The sequence below is a fragment of the Bradyrhizobium sp. Leo114 genome, assembly GCF_055229415.2.
This window is the reverse complement of record NZ_JBUYEN020000002.1, coordinates 381293-402273: the sequence shown is the minus strand read 5'-3', so window position 1 is coordinate 402273 and position 20981 is coordinate 381293. Positions and strand designations below refer to the sequence as shown.

Annotated in this window: 21 protein-coding genes; 13 read left to right on the top strand and 8 right to left on the bottom strand. The window is 65.6% G+C overall.

Translation table 11 applies throughout. The features are described from left to right. Positions 1-229 precede the first annotated feature (229 nt). Genes ACZIRK_RS04205 through lpxK form a run of 6 tightly spaced genes read left to right on the top strand, consistent with a single transcriptional unit; the run spans position 230 to position 5741 of the window. A complete protein-coding gene (locus tag ACZIRK_RS04205) occupies positions 230-1615 on the top strand; it encodes a TldD/PmbA family protein (RefSeq protein WP_463326981.1) in 1386 nt (461 codons plus the stop codon). Then, a complete protein-coding gene (locus ACZIRK_RS04200; protein WP_130227998.1) occupies positions 1602-2411 on the top strand; it encodes a 3'(2'),5'-bisphosphate nucleotidase CysQ in 810 nt (269 codons plus the stop codon). Before ACZIRK_RS04205 ends, ACZIRK_RS04200 begins: the two co-directional genes overlap by 14 nt. Before the next feature lie 53 nt (positions 2412-2464). After that, positions 2465-2716, top strand: coding sequence for a DUF4170 domain-containing protein (locus ACZIRK_RS04195; RefSeq protein WP_028166941.1), 252 nt, complete (start codon positions 2465-2467; stop codon positions 2714-2716). After that, positions 2713-3426, top strand: coding sequence for a lysophospholipid acyltransferase family protein (locus ACZIRK_RS04190; RefSeq protein WP_130227997.1), 714 nt, complete (start codon positions 2713-2715; stop codon positions 3424-3426). The genes ACZIRK_RS04195 and ACZIRK_RS04190 overlap by 4 nt, the downstream gene beginning before the upstream one ends. Beyond that, complete coding sequence (locus ACZIRK_RS04185) at positions 3419-4723, top strand: 3-deoxy-D-manno-octulosonic acid transferase (protein WP_245474892.1); 1305 nt, start codon at positions 3419-3421, stop codon at positions 4721-4723. The genes ACZIRK_RS04190 and ACZIRK_RS04185 overlap by 8 nt, the downstream gene beginning before the upstream one ends. Further along, a complete protein-coding gene (gene lpxK / locus ACZIRK_RS04180; protein ID WP_130227995.1) occupies positions 4716-5741 on the top strand; it encodes a tetraacyldisaccharide 4'-kinase in 1026 nt (341 codons plus the stop codon). The genes ACZIRK_RS04185 and lpxK overlap by 8 nt, the downstream gene beginning before the upstream one ends. Positions 5742-5849: 108 nt before the next feature. Here the strand turns inward: lpxK and ACZIRK_RS04175 are convergent, their stop codons facing one another. After that, on the bottom strand, positions 5850-6074 hold the full coding sequence (locus tag ACZIRK_RS04175; protein ID WP_028166937.1) for a DUF2093 domain-containing protein: 225 nt from the start codon (positions 6072-6074) through the stop codon (positions 5850-5852). Positions 6075-6260: 186 nt separating this feature from the next. On the opposite strand from ACZIRK_RS04175, the gene ACZIRK_RS04170 reads away from it, so the two are divergent. Further along, entirely contained in the window at positions 6261-7103 is an 843-nt protein-coding gene (locus tag ACZIRK_RS04170) for a dienelactone hydrolase family protein (RefSeq protein WP_165435386.1), read from the top strand. A gap of 120 nt (positions 7104-7223) precedes the next feature. Here ACZIRK_RS04170 and xseA read toward each other — a convergent pair whose 3' ends face one another. After that, the gene (xseA, locus tag ACZIRK_RS04165; protein ID WP_456645895.1) at positions 7224-8840 is read right to left on the bottom strand and encodes an exodeoxyribonuclease VII large subunit; all 1617 of its coding nucleotides are present in this window, start codon (positions 8838-8840) and stop codon (positions 7224-7226) included. A 168-nt stretch (positions 8841-9008) separates the two neighbouring features. Between xseA and purD the strand changes: the two genes are divergently transcribed. Then, positions 9009-10289 (top strand): phosphoribosylamine--glycine ligase, encoded by a 1281-nt coding sequence (gene purD, locus ACZIRK_RS04160; RefSeq protein ID WP_130231638.1) that lies wholly within the window; start codon positions 9009-9011, stop codon positions 10287-10289. A gap of 111 nt (positions 10290-10400) precedes the next feature. After that, positions 10401-11306 carry an alpha/beta fold hydrolase gene (locus tag ACZIRK_RS04155; RefSeq protein WP_463326980.1) on the top strand — a complete coding sequence of 302 codons (906 nt, stop codon included), beginning with the start codon at positions 10401-10403 and terminating at the stop codon, positions 11304-11306. Between the two features lie 95 nt (positions 11307-11401). Here ACZIRK_RS04155 and ACZIRK_RS04150 read toward each other — a convergent pair whose 3' ends face one another. Next, complete coding sequence (locus ACZIRK_RS04150) at positions 11402-11860, bottom strand: nucleoside deaminase (RefSeq protein ID WP_130231642.1); 459 nt, start codon at positions 11858-11860, stop codon at positions 11402-11404. A gap of 124 nt (positions 11861-11984) precedes the next feature. Here ACZIRK_RS04150 and ACZIRK_RS04145 point away from each other — a divergent pair, with 124 nt between their 5' ends. Then, the gene (locus tag ACZIRK_RS04145; RefSeq protein ID WP_463326979.1) at positions 11985-13949 is read left to right on the top strand and encodes a pseudouridine synthase; all 1965 of its coding nucleotides are present in this window, start codon (positions 11985-11987) and stop codon (positions 13947-13949) included. A 143-nt stretch (positions 13950-14092) separates the two neighbouring features. Continuing rightward, a complete protein-coding gene (rsmD, locus tag ACZIRK_RS04140) occupies positions 14093-14647 on the top strand; it encodes a 16S rRNA (guanine(966)-N(2))-methyltransferase RsmD (RefSeq protein WP_130230603.1) in 555 nt (184 codons plus the stop codon). Positions 14648-14743: 96 nt separating this feature from the next. Here the strand turns inward: rsmD and mutL are convergent, their stop codons facing one another. Further along, on the bottom strand, positions 14744-16558 hold the full coding sequence (gene mutL, locus ACZIRK_RS04135) for a DNA mismatch repair endonuclease MutL (protein WP_130230605.1): 1815 nt from the start codon (positions 16556-16558) through the stop codon (positions 14744-14746). 216 nt (positions 16559-16774) lie between these two features. Between mutL and ACZIRK_RS04130 the strand changes: the two genes are divergently transcribed. After that, the gene (locus ACZIRK_RS04130) at positions 16775-17086 is read left to right on the top strand and encodes a ribbon-helix-helix domain-containing protein (RefSeq protein WP_130230607.1); all 312 of its coding nucleotides are present in this window, start codon (positions 16775-16777) and stop codon (positions 17084-17086) included. Positions 17087-17249: 163 nt separating this feature from the next. On the opposite strand, the gene ACZIRK_RS04125 is transcribed toward ACZIRK_RS04130, so the two are convergent. The 4 genes from ACZIRK_RS04125 to ACZIRK_RS04110 form a co-directional block, all read right to left on the bottom strand. Next, on the bottom strand, positions 17250-18818 hold the full coding sequence (locus tag ACZIRK_RS04125; RefSeq protein WP_130230609.1) for a GMC family oxidoreductase: 1569 nt from the start codon (positions 18816-18818) through the stop codon (positions 17250-17252). A gap of 101 nt (positions 18819-18919) precedes the next feature. After that, entirely contained in the window at positions 18920-19468 is a 549-nt protein-coding gene (locus ACZIRK_RS04120) for a gluconate 2-dehydrogenase subunit 3 family protein (protein WP_456645901.1), read from the bottom strand. 66 nt (positions 19469-19534) lie between these two features. After that, positions 19535-19930, bottom strand: a complete 396-nt coding sequence (locus ACZIRK_RS04115) for a VOC family protein (protein ID WP_130230613.1) — start codon at positions 19928-19930, stop codon at positions 19535-19537. Beyond that, positions 19931-20251: a c-type cytochrome gene (locus ACZIRK_RS04110; protein ID WP_130230615.1), complete on the bottom strand. Its 321-nt coding sequence runs from the start codon at positions 20249-20251 to the stop codon at positions 19931-19933. A gap of 401 nt (positions 20252-20652) precedes the next feature. Here ACZIRK_RS04110 and ACZIRK_RS04105 point away from each other — a divergent pair, with 401 nt between their 5' ends. Beyond that, the gene (locus ACZIRK_RS04105) at positions 20653-20952 is read left to right on the top strand and encodes a hypothetical protein (protein ID WP_028163933.1); all 300 of its coding nucleotides are present in this window, start codon (positions 20653-20655) and stop codon (positions 20950-20952) included. Positions 20953-20981: the final 29 nt, after the last annotated feature.

Genomic DNA, 20981 nt, shown 5'->3' with positions numbered 1-20981 from the left:
ATTATGTTCCCGGTCGATGCGCGAGACCTTAGCGCAGCCGTTTCCCGATCAGCTTAAGAAGGCTGGTTAAAGAGACGTCAAAGGCGCGCATGCTTGACAAGACCTTGCCGCGCTCGAGCAATTCTTCTTCATCGCGCGGCAAAACGCTTGAAATCGCTGCAAATCCGGCCCACTTGGTGGGTTTGGCGCGCTGCGCTGCGTTGAGCCCTTCAATGTCAGGAATCTGTTCGTGAACCCTTCACCATCGCCTGCCGAAAAGTCCGCGACCGACCTGTTCGACCAGTCGGTTTTGAGTGAACTGGCGCAGCGTCTTGTCGAGGCCGCCAAGCGCGCCGGCGCGGATGCGGCGGATGCGATCGCGGTGCGCGGCGTTTCGCAAGGCGTCGAGGTGCGCGACGGGCGCGTCGAGGAGTCCGAGCGCTCCGAAGGCGACGATGTCGGCCTGCGCGTGCTGGTCGGTCAGCGCCAGGCGGTGGTCTCCACCAATGATGTCACTGGCGACGGGATCGCCAAGCTTGCCGAGCGCGCGGTCGCGATGGCGCGCGTTGCGCCCGATGACAAATATGTCGGGCTTGCGGATCCTGCGCTGCTGGCGCGCGACTTCCCCGCTCTCGACCTGCTCGACCGCAACGTGCCCTCGACCGCGGAACTCGAACGCCGCGCCACCGAGGCGGAAGCGGCGGCGCTCGCGGTGAATGGCGTGACCAAATCCGGCGGCGCGTCGGCTTCCTCCGGCATCGGCGGCATGGTGCTGGTGACCTCGACCGGTTTCCATGGTTCCTACCTGCGCTCGAGCCACGGCATCTCGATGACCGCGATCTCGGGCGAGGGCACCGGCATGGAGCGCGACTATGATTTCACGAGCGCGTTGCATGCATCCGATCTTGCTTCGCCTGCGAGTGTCGGCCGCAAGGCGGGCGAGCGCGCGGTGGCGCGCACCAATCCGCGCAAGGTCGAGACCTGCAGGGTGCCCGTCGTCTACGATCCACGCGTTGCGAACTCGATCGTCGGCCATCTCGTCGGCGCCATCAACGGTGCATCGATCGCGCGCAAGACCAGTTTCCTGAAGGATCGTCTCGGCCAGCAATTGTTCGCGAGCAATATCCGCATCATCGACGATCCGTTGCGGGTGCGCGGCCTGCGCTCGCAGACCTTCGATGCCGAAGGCGTCAAGGTGAAGAAGACCGCCCTGATCGATGACGGCGTTCTGACCACCTGGCTGCTCGATTGCGCCACCGCGCGCGAGCTCGGCATGGTGACGACGGGACACGCGCATCGCGGCGTCTCCTCGGTGCCGTCGCCGGGGGCCTATAATCTGCATCTCGAGCCCGGCTCGGCGACGCCGAAGGAATTGATCGCCGATATCAAGCAGGGCTTTTACGTCACCGACCTGATCGGTTCGGGCGTCAACGGCGTGACCGGCGACTACAGCCGCGGCGCCTCGGGCTTCTGGATCGAGAACGGCGAGATCACCTATGCCGTCAGCGAAGTGACCATCGCAGGCCATCTGCTGGCGATGTTCAAATCGCTGGTCGCCGCGAACGATCTGGAATTCCGCTACAGCGTGAACGCGCCGACCCTGCGCATCGAGGGACTGACGCTTGGCGGACGCTGATACGGACGACGGGATCCTGGCGCGCGACGCCGCGCTGCTGGCGGAGGCGGTGCGGGAAGCAGGGGCGCTGGCGCTCTCGCTATTTCGCACCGAATTGAAGAACTGGATCAAGGGCGCCTCATCGCCGGTGTCGGAGGCCGATATTGCGGTCAATGACCTGCTGGAGCAGCGCCTGCGCTCGGCGACGCCCGATTACGGCTGGCTATCGGAAGAAAGCGCCGACAACCAGGTGCGGCTTGGCAAGCGAATGGTGTGGATCGTCGATCCCATCGATGGCACCCGTTCCTATCTGGCCGGGCGCGAGGACTGGTGCGTCAGCGTGGCGCTGGTTGAAAATGCCGCGCCCGTACTGGCGGCGGTATTCGCACCCGCCAGCGAGGAGTTCTTCTTCGCCGCGCGCGGGCAGGGCGCCACGCGCAATGGCATCGCGGTGCGCGCGACCGCGGGCACCGATCTCGATTTCTCCCGCATGGCCGGCCCGAAGCCGCTCCTGCAGCGATTGAGCCCTTCGACGCAGGAGATCACGCTGCATCCGCGAATCGGTTCGCTGGCGCTCCGGCTATGCCGGGTCGCGCATGGCGAGCTCGATGCGGCCTTCGCAGGCGGCAATAGTCACGATTGGGATCTTGCGGCGGCGAATTTGATCGTGCAGGAAGCGGATGGTAAGATGACGGCACTCTCGGGGGATGCGATTGAGTATAATCGCCGGGAGCTGGCGCATGGGGTGCTGGTGGCAGCGGGACATGATCGTCATGCACGTATTGTCGAGCATTTTCGCAACCGCCCGTTGCACTGACCGCCGCGCGCCGCAGGACTTGCCTGCCGGGCATCTCATCAGGAAAAACGATTATGTCAGATAGTGCCCAGCCGCAGCAATTGTTGCATCTCGTCATCGGTGGCGAGCTGATCGACCTCCAGCACAACACCTTCAAGGATCTCGATAAGGTCGAGATCGTCGGCGTATATCCGAATTACGCCAGCGCCCACGTGGCCTGGAAGGCGAAGGCGCAGCAGACCGTGGACAACGCCCACATGCGCTATTTCATCGTCCACCTCCATCGGCTGCTCGATCCGGGTCAAGACACAAAGCCCTCCCTTTGAAACGACTGATTCGCGATTTCCTGCGCAGCGGCCTCGTGCAGCGTGCGCTGGGCCTGCTTGCGGCCGAATATCTGCGGCTGGTCTGGCTGACCAACAGGTTCAGCCTTGAGCCGCCTGACGTCTACGAGCAGGTGGAACCGCAGATGCCCTGCATCTTCGTGTTCTGGCACGGCCAGCACCTGATGACCCCCTTCATCCGGATCAGGGGAAACCATCGCGCCAAGGTCCTGATCTCCCGGCACCGGGACGGCGAGTTCAACGCGATCGCGGCCGAGCGGCTCGGCGTCGGCACCATCAGGGGGTCGGGGGACCATTCCGGCGGCTTCCATCGCAAAGGGGGCGTCGGCGCTTTCAGGGAGATGCTGCAGGCGCTGGAGGACGAGTGGAACGTCGCGACCACCGCCGACGTGCCCAAGCGCGCCCGGGTCGCCGGCCTCGGCATCATCATGCTGGCCCGCGAGTCGGGCCGGCCGATCATGCCCTTTGCCATGGTGACCAGCCGGTTCATCCGGTTGAAAAACTGGGATTCCACCACCATCAATTTGCCATTCGGAAGGGGCGCATTGGTGGGCATCGATTCCGTGGAGGTGCCGCCCGACGCCGACGCAGAGACCATGGAAACGCTGCGGCTCAGGGTGGAGGCCTTGCTGAACGAAGCGACCCGAAAGGCCTATACGGTCGTCGGGCGTCCGGAGGGAGCGCTTGGCTAACTCGCTGCCGATGACGTTGCGGGTCTACCAAAGACTGTCGTCCGCGATGGTGCCGCTCGCGCCTGCGCTGATCCGGCGGCGGCTGAAGCTCGGCAAGGAGGATCCGGCCCGCGTCGGCGAACGGCGCGGCGTCAGCGCCGATGTGCGACCGCACGGGCCGCTGGTGTGGATCCATGGCGCCAGCGTCGGCGAGGTGCTGGCGGCGGCGGCGCTGATCGAGAAGCTGCGCGAGCTCAATTTGCGCATCCTGCTCACCTCCGGCACCGTCACCTCGGCGGCGATCGTTGCCAAGCGTTTTCCGCCCGACGTCATCCATCAATATGTGCCCTATGATTCCCCGCGCTTTGTCGCGCGCTTCCTCGATCACTGGCGGCCGTCGCTGGCACTGTTCATCGAGTCGGATCTCTGGCCGAACCTGATTCTTTCGAGCTCCGCGCGCCGCTTGCCGATGGTGCTGATCAACGGACGAATGTCGCAGCGCTCGTTTCCGCGCTGGCAGCGGATGTCGCACACGATCTCGGCCCTGCTCGATCGCTTCGATATCTGCCTGGCCCAGTCGGGAATGGACGCCGAGCGCTTTGCGGCGCTCGGCAGTCGCAACGTCGTTATCACCGGCAACCTCAAGCTCGACGTCGCGGCGCCGCCGGCCGATCCTGCCAAGCTGGAGCGGCTGATGGCAGTGACGCGCGGCCGCCCGATTGTGGTCGCAGCCTCCACCCATCCCGGCGAGGAAGAGCAGCTCGTGGAAGCGCATCGCGCGCTTGCGGGATTCTTTCCCTCGCTGCTCACGGTGATCGTGCCGAGGCACCCGGATCGCGGCGAGGCGGTCGCGCGCGTCGTCGATGGCGCCGGCCTGCACAGCGCGCTGCGGTCGCGCGAGGAGCTGCCGATTGCGACCACCGACGTCTATGTCGCCGACACCATGGGCGAGCTAGGCCTGTTCTATCGATTGGCGCCGATCGTGTTCATGGGCGGTTCGCTGGTTCCGCACGGCGGCCAGAACCCGATCGAGGCCGTGAAGCTTGGCGCAGCGATCGTGCACGGCCCGCACGTCTTCAATTTCACCGACGTCTATGAGGCGCTCGATCGTGCCGGCGGTGCGCGGCGTGCCGAGACGCAGGAAGCGCTGGTGAAGCAGCTCGGCCAGTTGCTGGACGATGCCAAGGCGCGCGAAGCCTCGCTGGGGGCGGCCGAACATGTGGTGCGGCAGCTCGGCGGCGCGCTGGAGCGAACACTTGGGGCGCTCGAACCGTATCTCTTGCAGTTACGGATCGAGATGGGAGCCGCCAATGCGTGAGCCGGCCTTCTGGCACGGTCCGGCATCCCTAAAATCGCATCTGTTGCAACCGCTCGCCACGCTCTATGGCGCCATCGCCGCCAGACGTATGCAGCGCAAGGGGATCGACGCCGGCATTCCCGTGCTCTGCGTCGGCAATTATCACACCGGTGGCGCCGGCAAGACGCCGACCGTGCTGGTGCTGGCGAAGCTGCTGCGCGAACTCGGGGAAGTGCCTGTTGTGCTCAGCCGCGGCTATGGCGGTGAGTTGCGCGGGCCGGTGCAGGTCGATCCTTCCAGCCATTCCGCCGCCGATGTCGGCGATGAGCCGTTGATGCTGGCCGAGCGGCTGCCGGTCGTGGTCGCGCGCGACCGTGCCGAAGGCGTCGCGCTGGTGAAGTCGCTGGGAGTGACCGTACTGGTGATGGATGACGGCTTCCAGAATCCGGCGGTCGCGAAGGATGCCTCGATCATCGTGATCGACAGCCACCGCGGCCTCGGCAATGGAAAGGTGTTTCCGGCCGGCCCGTTGCGCGCGCCGCTGTCGCCGCAGGTTGCGCGTACCGACGCGCTCGTCGTGGTCGGCGGCGGCCCTGCCGCGAAGATGCTGGCGACCGAACTCACGGTGCGCGGAAAGCCTGTGCTGGCGGCGCGGCTGCGGCCGGACGATGCATCGCTTGCGTCGCTGCAGGGCCGGCGCGTGCTCGCCTTTGCCGGCATTGGCGATCCCGCGCGCTTCTTCAACACCCTCCGCAACAGCGGCGTCGACGTCATCAAAGAGAGTGCGTTCCCCGATCACCACGTGTTCTCAAAGGCTGACATCGATAGCCTGGTGTCGCAGGCGAGAGGCGACGGGCTGACATTGGTGACCACGGAAAAGGATCTGGCGCGGCTCAAGCAGCGCGGAGAGCTGCCTGTCTGGGCGCAGGCGGTGGTGCCGTTCGCGGTGACGCTGGAGTTCGAGGATGCAGCATCGCTGCGAAAGTTCGTCTCAGACAGCCTGTCCAAGGCGCGCGAAAACAGGTTCGGTAGTTCGTAGCCCGGGTGGAGCGAAGCGCAACCCGGGACATCCCCGTCAGCAATTGAGAGCGGTCCCGGGTTACGCTGGCGCTCCACCCGGGCTACGGCAGTGCCATCTATGGCAGCGCTATCCCTGCTTCAGTGCAGCGGGAAAATGCCGCTGCAGCACCGCGGTCGGGGTGGCATAGGCCTCCTGCAGATCGACGCTCCAGTACTTCAGCTCGTCGAGCGGGATCCGTACGTCCGTGAGGGCGCAGCGCACATAGGTTCCGGGCGAGACCACGCGGAAATCGCCATCCAGATATTGCACCTGTGCTTCGCCATGACCCGAGGGACCAAACTTGTTCAGCACTATGAAACTCTCCGCCCGGCCTTAACACGAGGCCTCGTTGGGGTTGCGGTTTTTACCTACCATAAATAGGCTGTAATGTCCGCAGCTTAAACCACCGACTTGTGATGAATTGCAGCCATGCTGCATGATAGTTTGACAGCCCTGGTCCGCTCGGTCAGCAGCGCCACCATGATCCGGCCAGTTGAGATGCGGTTTTTGTCAGCAGCCATTTTCCTGACGTTCGTTGCTGTGGCTTCCGCCGCGACGGCCGCGCCGCTGCCTGCGCCGCATCAGGTCGATATTCCTGCCACCAATCTCACGTTGCACGCGCAGCTCTACAAGCCCGACGGCGATGGCCCGTTTCCGACCGTGATTGCGCTGCATGGCTGCGGCGGTCTCGCCGGGCGTTCGGAGCCGGTCTTGCCGCGCTACCGCGATTGGGCGGAACAATTGCTCAAGGCTGGCCACGCCGTGCTGTTGCCCGACAGCTACGGCTCGCGCGAGGTCGGCCCGCAATGCCGCGTCAAGGACCGGGAACGGCATGTGCTGGCGCGCCGCGAGCGGGTCGCCGATATCATGGCGGCGCGGCAATGGCTGATGCAGCAGCCCTGGGTGGCGCATGAGCGCATCAGCCTGATCGGCTGGGCCAATGGCGCCAGCGCGCTGTTGTGGGCCGTGCGGCCGCAACTTCCCTCGCGCAGCACCGAGCCGGATTTCCGCTCGGCGATTGCGTTCTATCCGGATTGCCGGCTGTCCTCCAGGCTCGGCTGGAGCACGCGGGTGCCGACCTTGGTCATGATCGGCGCCAATGATGATGTCAGTTCTCCGCCGGCCTGCCACCAGATGGTCGACGGCGCGCGAGGCCGCAGCGCGCTGGCTCGGATCATCACCTATCCCGGCGCCTATCACGACTTCGATCTCGCCAACCTGCCGCTGCGGGCGATTGCCGGAACAGCCGATGCCGCGATGCCCGAGGTCGGCCACATCGGCACCGATGCGGAGGCGCGCACCGACGCGCAGAAGCAAGTCGCCGCCTGGCTCTCGCGTTAGTGCCAGGTGAGGGCTCTCTTTCCCCACTGCCGTAGCCCGGGTGAAGCGCCCGCGTAACCCGGGGCCGCTCGCAACGCGGACACAGGTGTCCCGGGTTACGCGTTCCACCCGGGCTACAGGCTAGAACAGGCTGCCCTGGTCGACCGGCTTTACGAGCCGCTTCGGCGCGGGTTTCGACTCGCGCGTGACCGGCTTCGGCTCAGGCGTCGGTGCCGCGATGGCCGGGCGATCGCCATCGGCGGTAGCAGCCACGCGGCCGTCGGCGAATTCGATCGACAGAAGTGCATTCGGCGCGACGCTGGCCGCGGCATGTACCGGATGTCCCGCGTCGTCGCGCACCAGGGCAAAGCCGCGCGCCAGCACGCTGCGATAGGAGAGCGCCGCCAGCAATTTTCCGCTCTGGCCGACGCGTGCATCTAACCGCTGCAGCAATGTGACCATGGCGCGCTGCGCGCGCTCGGCGAGCCGATGGGTGCGTTCGCGCTGCCGTGCGATCGCGTTCCGCTGCGCCTGTGCATTGGCGAGCTTGGACGCCTTGAAGCGAACCTCCAGCCCCGTAAAGCGCTCGCGCCGGCTGCGCAGCAGTGAGCGTGCCGAGAGCGCGATGCGCTCGCCCGAGACGGTCAGGCGCTGCCTGGCATGCGAAATCTGCCCGTGCAGCACGCGCAGCGTCAGCCGGCCGCTGGTGGAGGCGAAGCGGCGGAAATGCGCGTGCGTGTTTGCCTTCAATCCGCGCGGCAATGCTGCGCCGAGATGGTCGAGCCGCTGCCGCGGGATCGCCAACAGCTCGCTCGGCGCCGGCAGCGCGCGCGCCGCGGCCCGCAGTTCGTTGCGGCGGGCTTCCTGGCCGCGCTGCCAGCACACCGAGACACGCCGGGCCAGTGCAGCGACTTCGGTGAGCAGTTCGCTGCGCACCGGCACCGCCATCTCGGCGGCCGCCGTCGGCGTCGGCGCCCGCTTGTCGGCGGCGAAATCGATCAGCGTGATGTCGGTCTCATGGCCCACGGCCGAGATCAGCGGGATCATGCTGTCGGCGGCGGCGCGAACCACGATCTCCTCATTGAAGGACCAGAGGTCTTCGAGCGAACCGCCGCCGCGCGCGACGATCAAAAGATCGGGTCGCGGAATCCTTCCGCCTTCGGGGAGTGCGTTGAAGCCGCGGATCGCGGCGGCGACCTGCTCGGCGGAGCCGTCGCCCTGCACCTTTACCGGCCACACCAGCACGCGGCGCGGAAAGCGGTCTTCCAGGCGATGCAGGATATCGCGGATCACCGCGCCGGTCGGCGAGGTGACGACGCCGATCACTTCCGGCAGCCAGGGCAGGAGCTGCTTGCGCGCCTCGTCGAACAGGCCCTCGGCGGCGAGCTTCTTCTTGCGCTCCTCCATCAGCGCCATCAGCGCGCCGATGCCGGCGGGCTCCAACGCCTCGATCACGATCTGGTATTTGGAGGAATTCGGATAGGTCGTGAGCTTGCCGGTCGCGATGACCTCGAGCCCCTCCTGGGGCTTGAAGCGCATGCGGGCGTGGGCGAACTTCCAGATCACCGCCTCGATCTTGGCGTTCTCGTCCTTCAGCGCGAAATAGCAATGGCCGGAGGAATGCGGGCCCCGGAAGCCCGTGATCTCGCCGCGGACCCGGACATGGCCGAACCGGTCCTCCACCGTTCGCTTCAGCGCGGAGGACAGTTCCGAGACGGTGAATTCGGGCGCGTTGAGCAGATTCGGTGCGGCGGTCATCACTTGTTAGAATCGGGCTTTTTAGGCGCGGGCGCAAGGTCCTGGGATGCCAACCAGCCCGTCAGGCCACATATCCACATCAGAGCGGAGCCATTCCTTGCGGCGGCGTGATGCCGTGCTAAACCGTCGCGCTACGGCGCGGCAACCCTTAATTCTGACTGCAATCGCATGAACATTCTCCTGATCGGTTCCGGCGGCCGCGAACATGCGCTGGCGTGGAAGATCGCCGCCTCTCCATTGGTGACAAAGCTGTGGTGCGCCCCGGGCAACGCCGGGATCGCGCGCGAGGCTGAATGCGTGGCGCTCGATGTCGCCGATCATTCCGCCGTGATTGAGTTCTGCAGGCGCAACGCCGTCGATCTCGTCGTGGTCGGTCCGGAGATCCCGCTCGCCGCGGGGATCGTGGATGATCTCGCTGCCGCCGGCATCAAGGCGTTCGGCCCGAGCAGGCTCGCGGCGCAGCTTGAGGGGTCCAAGGGGTTCACCAAGGACCTCTGCAGCGAGTTCAACATTCCAACCGGTGCCTACCGCCGCTTTGACAATGCCGATGATGCGCTGGCCTATGTGCGGGCGCAGGGCGCGCCGATCGTGGTCAAGGCCGACGGGCTCGCGGCGGGCAAGGGTGTCGTGGTCGCCAAAACGCTGGGCGAGGCGGAAGCCGCCATCGCGATGATGTTCGAGGGTGGATTCGGCTCGGCTGGCGCTGAGGTCGTGATCGAGGAGTTCCTGTCCGGCCGCGAGATCAGCTTCTTCGCGCTGTGCGACGGCGAGACCGCAATCCCGCTTGCCTCCGCGCAGGACCACAAGCGCGTGTTCGATCACGACGAGGGGCCGAACACCGGCGGCATGGGCGCCTATTCGCCGACGCCGTTCGTGACGCCTGAGATCCACGACCAGATCATGGCGCGGATCATCCTGCCGACCGTTGCCGGCATGAAGCAGCGCGGCACGCCGTTCCGCGGCGTGCTCTATGCCGGCGTGATGCTGACGGAGCAGGGCCCGAAACTGTTCGAATACAACGTCCGCTTCGGCGATCCCGAATGCCAGGTGCTGATGCTGCGGATGATGTCCGACATCGTGCCGGCCTTCCTCGCTGCCTGTGACGGGCAGCTCAAGAATTTTGACCTGCGCTGGTTCCCCGAGCCGGCGCTGACGGTGGTGATGGCGGCGAAGGGCTATCCCGGCGATTACAAGAAGGGCACGCGCATCGAAGGGCTCGACGAGGCCGCTCAGATCGAGGGCGTCGAGATATTCCATGCCGGCACGGTCGAGAAGGATGGCGCCATCCTCGCCAATGGCGGCCGCGTGCTCAACATCTGCGCGTCGGGCAACACCGTCACTGAGGCCAAGCAGCGCGCCTACGCCGCCATCGACCGCATCCGCTGGCCGGACGGCTTTTGCCGCCGCGACATCGCCTGGCAGGCGGTGGAGGCCGAGAAGGGCGTCTGACGAACTCGTCATATGCGGGCTTGACCCGCGTATCCATCTTCAAAGAATCTCTTGGTAGGATGGATTGCCGGGTCAGGCCCGGCAATGACACCGCCGCAGGAGTGTTCGCGAATGTCCGATCTCGCCGATCTGTTTCCCGGTTATGCCTCTGAATGGATCAATACGTCCTCAGGCCGCATCTTCGCGCGTGTCGGCGGCAAGGGGCCGCCGCTGCTGTTGCTGCATGGCTTCTCGTCCACGCATGTGATGTGGCATCCGGTGGCGCCAAAGCTCGACGACAAATTTACGCTGATCATCGCCGACCTGCCGGGCTATGGCTGGTCCGACATGCCTGACAGCGACAAGGACCACACGCCCTATACCAAGCGTGCGATGGCCAGGACGATGATCGAGGCCATGGAGAAGCTCGGCCATGTGCATTTCGCACTTTCCGGTCACGACCGCGGCGGGCGCGTCTCCTATCGGCTGGCGCTCGACCATCCGGGCCGGCTATCGAAGCTTGCCGTGCTCGACATCCTGCCGACCTATAATTACTGGGAGCGCATCAACCGGCTCTATGCGCTGAAGATCTATCACTGGACCTTCCTGGCGCAGCCGGCCCCGTTTCCGGAGACGCTGATCCTGGGCGCGCCGGATTTCTTCCTCCGCCACAAGATGGCGAGCCAGACCAAATCGAAGACGCTGGATGCCATCGATCCGCGCGCGCTGGAGCATTATCTGGCGCCGTTCCGCGATCCCTCGCGCGTGCATGCGATGTGCGAGGATTACCGCGCCGGTGCTTATGCCGATTACGAGATCGACAAGGCGGACTTCGAGGCGGGCAAGAAGATCACGATCCCGATGCTGGCGCTGTGGGGCGATGCCGGCATCGCGAGTGCCGCGGCGACGCCGCTCGACACCTGGAAGCAGTGGGCGACCAATGTCAGCGGCGCGCCGGTTGATTCCGGGCATTTCCTGACCGAAGAGAATCCGGAAGCGACGGCGAAGCTGCTACGGGAGTTTTTCCTGGCGGGGTGATCGTCATTGCGAGGAGCGAAGCGACGAAGCAATCCATGCCTCAGCAAGTGGCGGCATGGATTGCTTCGCTCCGCTCGCAATGACGGGCGGGCCCGCTACCGCCGCTCCCTGAAAAACTCCCGCAACAGCGCCGCGGCCTCTCGCTCGCCGATGGCGGGGTAGATTTCCGGCCGGTGATGGCAGGTGGGCTGCGAGAAGAACCGCACGCCGGATTCGACGGCGCCGCCCTTGGGGTCGGCCGCGCCGTAATAGAGCCGGCGGATGCGGGCGAACGAGATCGCGGCGGCGCACATGGTGCAGGGCTCGAGCGTGACATAGAGGTCGCAATCCACCAATCGCTCGGTGCCGATCGCCTCGGCGGCCTGCCGGATCGCCAAAATCTCGGCATGCGCGGTCGGGTCGCGGTCGGTGAGGGTCTGGTTGCCCGCGGTGGCGATCACGTCGTAGCCTCGCACGATCACGCAGCCGATCGGAACTTCGCCGGCGTTTCCGGCGTTTTTGGCGGTTTTCAGCGCCAAATCCATGAAAGAAGGGGCAGTCATGCCTCGTATCATCGCAAGAAACCTGCTACTAGCTGCGCCTTCAGCAACAGTGGACACCCGGCTTTGCAAGAGATGCGGCCCGATAGCGGCGCACGCAAATGCCTTTTTGACCGACATTTGAGAAGCGAGACCTTTCATGCCCCGCGACCGCGACAAACACAACGACTCCCCGCGCGGCCGGCGGGACGGGGCGCCCGGCAAGGGCCGCTCCGGCGCGGCGCGCGGGCCGGAAAAGAAGTTCGCCAAGCGCGGCTATGGGCGGGACCGGGACGAGGGTGAGAAGCGTTCGTTTGGCGGCAAGCGCGAGGAGCGCCCATTCCGCCGCCGCGAAGAGGGCGATGCGCCGCGCCGCGAGTTTGGCGACCGGCCGCGCTTCAAGCGCGACGACCGCCCGCGCGAGGATCGCGGCGAGCGCACCTTCAAGCCGCGCGGCGATCGTCCGAAATTCGGTCGCGATGATCGCGCGCCGCGCGATGATGCCCGACCGGCCGGCCGCTTTTCGGACCGGAAGTTCGGCGACAGGAAGCCATACGCTTCACGCGACCGCGACGGCGAGAAGCGACCGTTCCGCGAGCGCGGTGAGGGTCCTCGCGGCGAACGCTCATTTGGCGAGCGTTCCGAGAGAAAATTTGGTGGCGACAAGAAATTCTCCCGCGGCGGGGATCGCAAGAGCGACCGCGGACCGCGCAAGAATTTCGGCGACCGTCCGCCGCGTGGCGAGTCCAAGCCGTGGGAGAAGCGCGAGCGCGATTTCGACCGGCCGAAGTTCGACAAGCCGCGCTATGACCGGCCGCGCGACGATCGTGGCGGCGACGAGCGCCCGCGCTTTTCGCGCTCGCGCGACGACCGTCAGCAGGGCGATCGTCCATTCCGTGAGCGGCCGAAATTCGATCGCCCGCGCGAGCGCGATGATCGCAAGTTCGATCGTCGCAGCGAGCGCCCCGAGGGGCGGACCGATTGGCAGGAGCATCCGCGCAGCGAAGGCCGTTTCGGCGCTCGTCCGCGCCGCGACAATGAGGATGACAGCAAGATCTTTGCGAAGCGCCCGGCCTTCGGCGGCCGCGGCGCCTATCGCGAACGTCCGGCGGACTTCGAGAGGCGGCCGCGTCCGGAGCCGAAGCCGAAAAAGTCCGGCGAGCGGATTGCAAAAGTGCTGGCGCGTGCCGGCCTGGCCTCACGCCGCGATGCCGAGGAGATGGTGACGCAGGGCCGCGTCACCGTGAACGGCCGCGTCATCAATTCGCCGGCCCTCGACGTCACCGCGAACGATGTCGTCGCCGTCGACGGCAAGCCGTTGCCGCCGCGCGAGCGGACGCGATTGTTCATGTATCACAAGCCGCGCGGCCTGATGACGACCCATGACGATCCCGAAGGGCGTCCGACCGTGTTCGACAATCTGCCCGAAGGCCTGCCGCGGCTGATCAGCGTCGGCCGGCTCGATTTCAACACCGAGGGATTGCTGCTGCTCACCAATGACGGCGGGCTCGCGCGCGTGCTCGAACTGCCCGACACCGGCTGGCTGCGCCGCTATCGCGTCCGCGCCCATGGCGAGGTGACGCAGGCGCAGCTCGATGAACTGAAGAAGGGCGTCGAGGTCGAGGGCGTCAAATACGGTCCGATCGAGGCGACGCTGGAGCGCGACCAGGGCTCGAACGTCTGGCTGGTGTTTGCGATCCGCGAGGGCAAGAACCGCGAGGTGCGCAATGTGATGGCGCATCTCGGCCTCGAGGTGAACCGGCTGATCCGGATCTCCTACGGTCCGTTCCAACTCGGCGAGCTCGAGGAAGGCAAGGTCGATGAGGTCAAGACACGGGTGCTGCGCGAGCAGCTCGGCGAGAAGGTCGCCAAGCTTGCGGGCGCCGACTTCGCCCGGCCAGAGCACCATGCCGGCGGTGACGACGATGCGCCAGGTGACAGGAAGCCGCCCAAAAGCAAGCGCGCGGTGATTGCCGACAGCAAGGGCCGCCGCGTGCTGGTGCAGCGCTCCGGCAGCGAGGAGGCGCGCATTCGTAACGAGGAAGAGAATGCCGGCTACGGCCCGCCGCGCCGCGTCAAGCGCGCCTATCACGGCAAGCGCGACTTCAAGCCGAAGGACGAGTAGGCGGGCCGATGCGTAGCGGCAATCGGTCCGCTCTCAGTGCTTCGTCATGGCCGGGCTTGACCCGGCCATCCACGGCTTTCTCGCGCCGCGGACTGAAGCACGTGGATGCCCGGGTCGAGCCCGGGCATGACGGAGAGTTGTGAATGCGCGTCGTCGGGGGACGATTGAAGGGCCGCAACCTGGCCGCGCCATCTTCGCGCGACATTCGCCCGACCGCGGATCGATTGCGCGAGTCCGTGTTCAACATCCTCGTCCACGCCTATGACGATCCGATTGAGGGCGCGCGGGTGCTGGACCTCTTTGCCGGCACCGGCGCGCTCGGCATCGAGGCGGTGTCGCGCGGCGCGAAGTTCGCGCTGTTCGTCGACAACGGCGCCGAAGCCCGCGCGCTGCTGCGTAACAATGTGGAGTCGCTGGGCCTCGGCGGCGTGACAAAAGTATTCCGCCGCGACGCCACCAATCTCGGGCCTGCGCATCCCGTCGAGCCGTTCTCGCTGGTGTTCCTCGATCCGCCCTATGGCAAGGGATTGGCGGATAAGGCGCTGGCGTCCTTACGCGACGGTACGTGGCTGACGCCGGGCGCGCTCGTGGTGGTGGAAGAGGCGAAGGCCGCCGCATTCGCCGCGCCTGACGGATTCGAGGAGCTGGAGCGCCGCGCCTACGACGACACCGAGTTCGTGTTCTTGAAGGTGCCGTAGGGTGGGCAAAGCGAAGCGTGCCCACCATTGCGAGCGCAGTGCTGATGGTGGGCACGGCGCAAGCGTGCCTTTGCCCACCCTACCGCATCTCACGCCTCATCTTCTCCCGAACAGCTTCTCGATATCCGACAATTTCAATTCCACATAGGTCGGGCGGCCGTGGTTGCACTGGCCGGAGTTCGGCGTGTCTTCCATCTCGCGCAAGAGCGCGTTCATCTCTTCCGGCTTGAGGCGGCGTCCGGCGCGCACTGAGCCGTGGCAGGCCATGGTGGCGGCGACATGCATCAGGCGCCGCTCGAGCGGCAGCGCCTCGTCCCATTCGGCCATGTGCTCGGCGAGGTCGCGCAAGAGCCCGGCCGCGTTGGCCTTGCCGAGCAGCGACGGCGTCTCGCGCACCGCGACCGCGCCGGGGCCGAAGGACTCGATCGCAAGCCCGTAACTGGCAAGCTCCTCGGCGCGATCGAGCAGCTTCTCGACGGTGGATTCATCGAGCTCGACGATTTCAGGAATCAGCAGGATCTGCCGCTGCACGCCGTTTTTGGCCAGCGACGCCTTCAGCCTTTCATAGACGATGCGTTCATGGGCGGCGTGCTGATCCACCACGACGAGCCCGTCGCGGGTCTGCGAGACGATGTAGGTCTCGTGGATCTGCGTGCGCGCTGCGCCAAGCGGGCGATCGAGCAGGTCGGCCGCCAGCTGCGCCTCGAAGCGGACATCGGCGGTGGGCGTGCCGACGTCGAAGGCGGCCTGGCCGGGTTCGGCCAACGCGTTCGCGGCCGCGCCGTCGAATGAAGGCATCGGCCGCACCGGATAGGCCGGCGACTGGCGCCAATCCCAATTGCTCGGCCGTGGCGGCGCGAACGAGGGACGGAAGGCGGAGAGCGCTGCGCCGTCAGTATTGGCCGCGGTGCGCCTTCCCTCGCGCGCGAGGCCTTCTTTGAGCGCATGCACGATCAGGGCGCGGACCAGGCCGGCATTGCGGAAGCGCACCTCGGTCTTGGCCGGATGCACATTGGCGTCGACCTCCTGCGGCGGCAGCGTGACGAACAGCGCCACCACCGGATGGCGGTCGCGCGGCAGGTAGTCGGCATAGGCCGCGCGCACCGCTCCCAGGATCAGCTTGTCGCGCACCGGGCGACCGTTGACGAACAGATATTGGCCGAGCGCATTCGCCCGCGTCAGCGAGGGCGCGGCGGCAAAGCCTTCGACCACGACGCCCTCGCGCTCGGCGCGGACCTCGATCGCGCAGGAGCGAAACTCGCCCCCAAGGATATCACCGAGCCGCGTCAGCCGTCCGGCGACGCCGGGCAGTGCCGCAGCCCAGGTCACGGGCGCGCGCTCCTCGCCGGCGAGGGTGAAGGCGATGTCGGGCCGCGCCATCGCCAGCCGCCGCACCACCTCGCGGATCGCTTCCGCTTCGGTGCGGTCGGTCTTGAGGAATTTCAACCGCGCCGGCGTCGCATAGAAGAGATCGCCGACCTCGACGCGGGTGCCCTGGCCGAGCGCCGCGGGCATGATTTCCGACTTCGCGCCGGCTTCGACCGAGAGCGACCATGCATGCGGCTCGCTCGCATGTCGCGTCACGATGTTGAGCCTTGCCACCGCGCCGATCGAAGGCAGCGCCTCGCCGCGGAACCCCAGCGTCCGGATCCGCAGCAGGTCCTCGTCGTCGAGTTTCGACGTGGCGTGGCGATCGACCGCAAGCGTGAGGTCGGCGCGGGTCATGCCGCCGCCGTCATCGGTGATACCGATCCGCCGCCTTCCGCCGCCATCGGTGAAGATGTCAATCCGGCTGGCGCCGGCATCGATCGCATTCTCCACGAGTTCCTTGACCACGCTCGCGGGACGTTCGACCACCTCGCCGGCGGCGATGCGATTGACGACCTGTTCGGGAAGCTGACGGACGGGCATGGCGTGGGATCGATTCGGGTTAAGGCCGCATTCTAGGCGGGCGCCGCAGCAAATGCATGCGTCCGGTCCGGAAATCCACGCCATGCTGGGGACGGGACCTGCCTATCGTCTTGAAGAGATTGGCATTCGCTGGACGCTGCCTGTGCAGCGCAGGATTGTCGGGTCGCACAGCCGGGTATATCGTTTAGAAAAATTATAATCTGGCGGGAGGATCCCATGTGCCATCTGTTCGCCCATCAGCCGCAACGCGATTACGAATCGCAGACCAGATCGCTGCGACTTGGCGGCCATTGCACCTCGATCCGGCTGGAACTGGCATTCTGGGACACACTGGAAGAGATCGCGGCGAAGGAGGGGATGAGCCTGGCGAAATTCCTCACCACGCTGCATAACGAGGTTCTCGACCATCACGGCGAGGTCAATAATTTCGCCTCGCTATTGCGCTGCTCCTGCCTGATCTATCGCTCCAAGAGCGCCGCATCGCCGGAGTTGCGCGACAGGCCCGCCATTCTCGACGCGGCGGAGTAGGGCGGCTCCCTCTCCCGCTTGCGGGAGCGGGCTGGGGTGAGGGTGTCTCTACGATGGGACTAGCCGTGGGGGGGAGAGCCCCCACCCGCCGCGCTGCGCGCGTCGGCCTCCCCCGCAAGCGGGAGAGGCGGAGCGAGTGCGCGGTTGGAGCGATTCGTCCAACCTAAATCTCCTTCCGCTGCATCGCGCCGGCGATATGGTCCGCCTGCCGGATCGCGAGCGACACGATCGTCAGGGTCGGGTTGCACGCCGCACCGCTGGTGAACTGGCTGCCATCCGAGACGAAGAGGTTCTTGATGTCGTGGGTCTGGCCGTATTTGTTCACCACGCCATCTTTCGCCTTCTCGCTCATCCGGTTGGTGCCGAGATTGTGCGTGCTCGGGTAGGGCGGCGTCGGATAGGTGACGGTGGCGCCGACCGCCTCGTAGACCGCGGCGCCCTGCTTATAGGCATGGGCGCGCATCGCGAGATCGTTCGGATGATCGTCGAAATGCACGCTCGCGACCGGCATGCCGAACTTGTCCTTCGCCTTGGGATCAAGCGTGACACGGTTGGTCTCCTGCGCCATGTCCTCGCCGACCAGCCACATGCCGGCCATCCGCGGATAGCCTTCCATCGCACTGGTGAACGGGCGTCCCCATGCGCCGGGACTGAGGAAGGCCGCCATGAATGGCAGGCCGAGCGACAGCGTCTCCATCTCATAGCCGCCGACGAAGCCGCGTGAGGGATCGTTCTTGGCCTCGTCGCGGATGATGCCGGCCATCGTGGTGCCGCGATACATGTGCACCGATTTCTCGAAGGTCGCATACACGCTGCCAGTCATGTGCCGCATGTAGTTGCGGCCGACCTGGCCGGACGAGTTGGCGAGCCCATCCGGGAACATGTTCGATGCGCTGTTGAGCAGCAGCCGCGGGCTCTCGATCGAATTGCCGGCGACCGCGACCACGCGGGCCTTCTGGCGCTGCATCGCGCCGCTCTCGTCGGCATAGACCACGCCGGTCACCTTGCCGGATTGATCATGCTCGATCTTGATCACCATGCTGCCCGGGCGCACTTCGAGATTGCCTGTGGCTTCGCCCTTCGGGATTTCGGTGTAGAGCGTCGACCATTTCGCGCCCGACTTGCAGCCCTGGAAGCAGAAGCCGATCTGCTGGCAGGAGCCGCGGCCGTCACGCGGCTCGCTGTTGATCGCCATGTTGCCGGTGTGCACGGTCTTGTAGCCGAGCTTCCTTGCGCCGGCCTCCAGCACCTTGAAATTGTTGTTGCCGGGCAGGCCCGGAATGCCGTTGGTCCGCGTGACGCCCATCTTGTTTTCGGCCTTGGCGTAATACGGCTCCATCTCGGCGAGCGTGATCGGCCAGTCCAGCAGATTGGCGCCGGGGATGCCGCCATAGGTGCTCTTGACCTTGAATTCGTGCTCGTCGAAACGGAGAGAGGCGCCGGCCCAGTGCGTGGTCGAGCCGCCCACCGCCTTCACGATCCACGCCGGCAGGTTCGGAAAGTCCTTGGCAACGCGCCAGCTTCCCGACGTCGTGCGCATGTCCGACCAGGCGAGCTGCGCAAAGCTGTCCCACTCGTCGTTGATGAAGTCCTGATTCTCGATGCGCGGTCCGGCTTCGAGGATGACGACCTTCACGCCCTTCTGCGCCAGCTCATTGCCCAGCGTTCCACCGCCCGCGCCGGAGCCCACGATCACCACCACGCCACTGTCATTGAGATCGAATTTTGCCATGTGATCCTCCCAGAGCGTTACTTTGTTTTGAGCATGATCTCCGCGCAAACGCTTCGCGTTTGTCGCAGGGAAAACCGGTACCCACTTTTCCGGATCATGCTCTAAGCTTTCGGGAGCCAGTCGATGTCGGCGAAGCCGCGCTTTATGTAGCCGCCATGTTCGGCGGACGAGCCCTCATAACCGAACTTCGGCCAGACCTCTTTCTGGTTGTAGAGCGAGACGACGAGATCGCCGCGGATCTTCTGGAAGAATGCGCTTTGCTCGATCCCTTGCAACAGCACCACGCGGTCAGCTTCCCAGGGCACCTGGACGTAGGGGACCTTGTGGCGGTCGTTGGCCTCCTGGTCCAGTCTGACGACTCCCTCGTTGATCAGCGACTTGATCGCGGGATCCTTGGCCGCCTTGCCGTCCCAGGGCTTGATCGCGATGATGTAATAGCTGTCACCCAGGAAATCGTGCGGATAGATGTCGCGCGCCATCTTCACCAGTGTCTTCAAGGTCGCCGGCGTCAGCGTGGTGGCGTCATCGGCCCAGGCATCGCTGATGGTCAGTCCCGCGCTGGTGGCAATGGCGACGGTCGGTACCGCCGTCGCCGCGCCCTTCAGGAAGACGCGGCGATCATATTTGCTTCGACGATCGACTTCTCTCATGGGTTTCCTCCGTGGAATGTTTTGTCTTTGTTGATTGCTTGTTATTTCTTCGTCCCGGCTAGCGCTCTAGCCAAACCGGCCGCCGCGCTGGATCACCTCGATCTTGTAGCCATCGGGATCGGCGACGAAGAAGAAGCGCGCCAGCGTCTTGCCGTCATGCTTGAAATCGCGCAGCGGTCCCGGCGCGAGCTTCTCCCGCTCGAACCGCGCATGCTCGGCATCGACATCGTCGACGAGCACAGCGAGATGGCCGTAGCCGTCGCCGAGCGTATAGGGCTCCTTGCGGTCGAAATTGACGGTCAGCTCGACCTCGAAGGGGGAGGACGGGTGGCGCAGGTAGATCAGCGCGAAATCGTCAAACTTGAGATGATCGGCGACCTTAAGGCCGAAGGCGCGCGCGTAGAAATCGAGCGACTTCGCCTCGTCGAGCACGCGGATCATCGAGTGAACGGGTTTTGCCATTCAGTTGAGCTCCTTCAGATAGGCGATGATGGCGGCGCGGGTCTCCGGTTTGGCCTGGCGATAGGCCATGATGGAGCCGGGGATCATCGCCTGCGGGTTGGTGAGCCAGGCGTCGAGCCTGGCGTCGTCCCAGATGAAATCGGCTTGCGCGAAGCCGGACGAATAGTGAAAGCCCTCGGCCTTGCCCGCGGGGCGGCCGACGATCTTGAACAGAGGCGGGCCTTGGCGGACCGGATCGGACAGGTTCGTGGTGTGGCAGGTCCCGCATTGCTGCTTGAACAGCGCAGCACCATCGGGCGGCTTGGCGGCAGGCAATGGCATCTGCGCAGCCGCGATCGTCGCGAGCAACGCACTGCAACATCCAAGCCCGATTGCTGCCGTTGCGCGTAACCTTCTCATCCACATCACCGCCTGTACGCGGTAACTCTAGGTCGCGCACGAAAGGCGGTGGTAGTAGCGGGCTGTTTCACCGCAGAACAAAACGCGTCGATGACCTGCGGCTAGGAAAATCGTGCCGGCCAAACCGCTTGATGCCGCCGCATATGTGAAGCGCAATTTCGCGAAATTGCCCCGAAATCCCTGCACGATCTCCACACGACGCAGATTGCATGGCGCACGCGTCGTTTGCGAGACGTTCAATCCGCGTGAAGGGGAGACCGGCGCAGCAGGCGGCGTATGGAACCGCCGAACCTTCCCGCACGAACAAAATCCAGGAGCAATGGATGAAGCTAGCGAAAACCTCTGTGATCGCGCTTGCCCTCTCGGCTGCACTTGTCGGCCCTGTCCTTGCGCAAGGTGCTGCCACCGGCGGCACGATCCGCGGCGGCGCGCAGGAAAGGGGCGCGGCGCCGGGTGGGATGACGGGCAGCGGCGATGAGGAGATGAACGCGCAGACGGCCGCTCCGACCGGAAAGGCCGGCGCAAAGGCCGGCGCCAAGGGCACGGTGGGTGCAGGCGCCGGATCTGGAGCGCACAAAGGCACGGCAACGGAGCCCGCTGCTCCCGGCAGCAAGCGCTACTAGCCGCGCAACCTCTTCACCTCTCCCGCTTG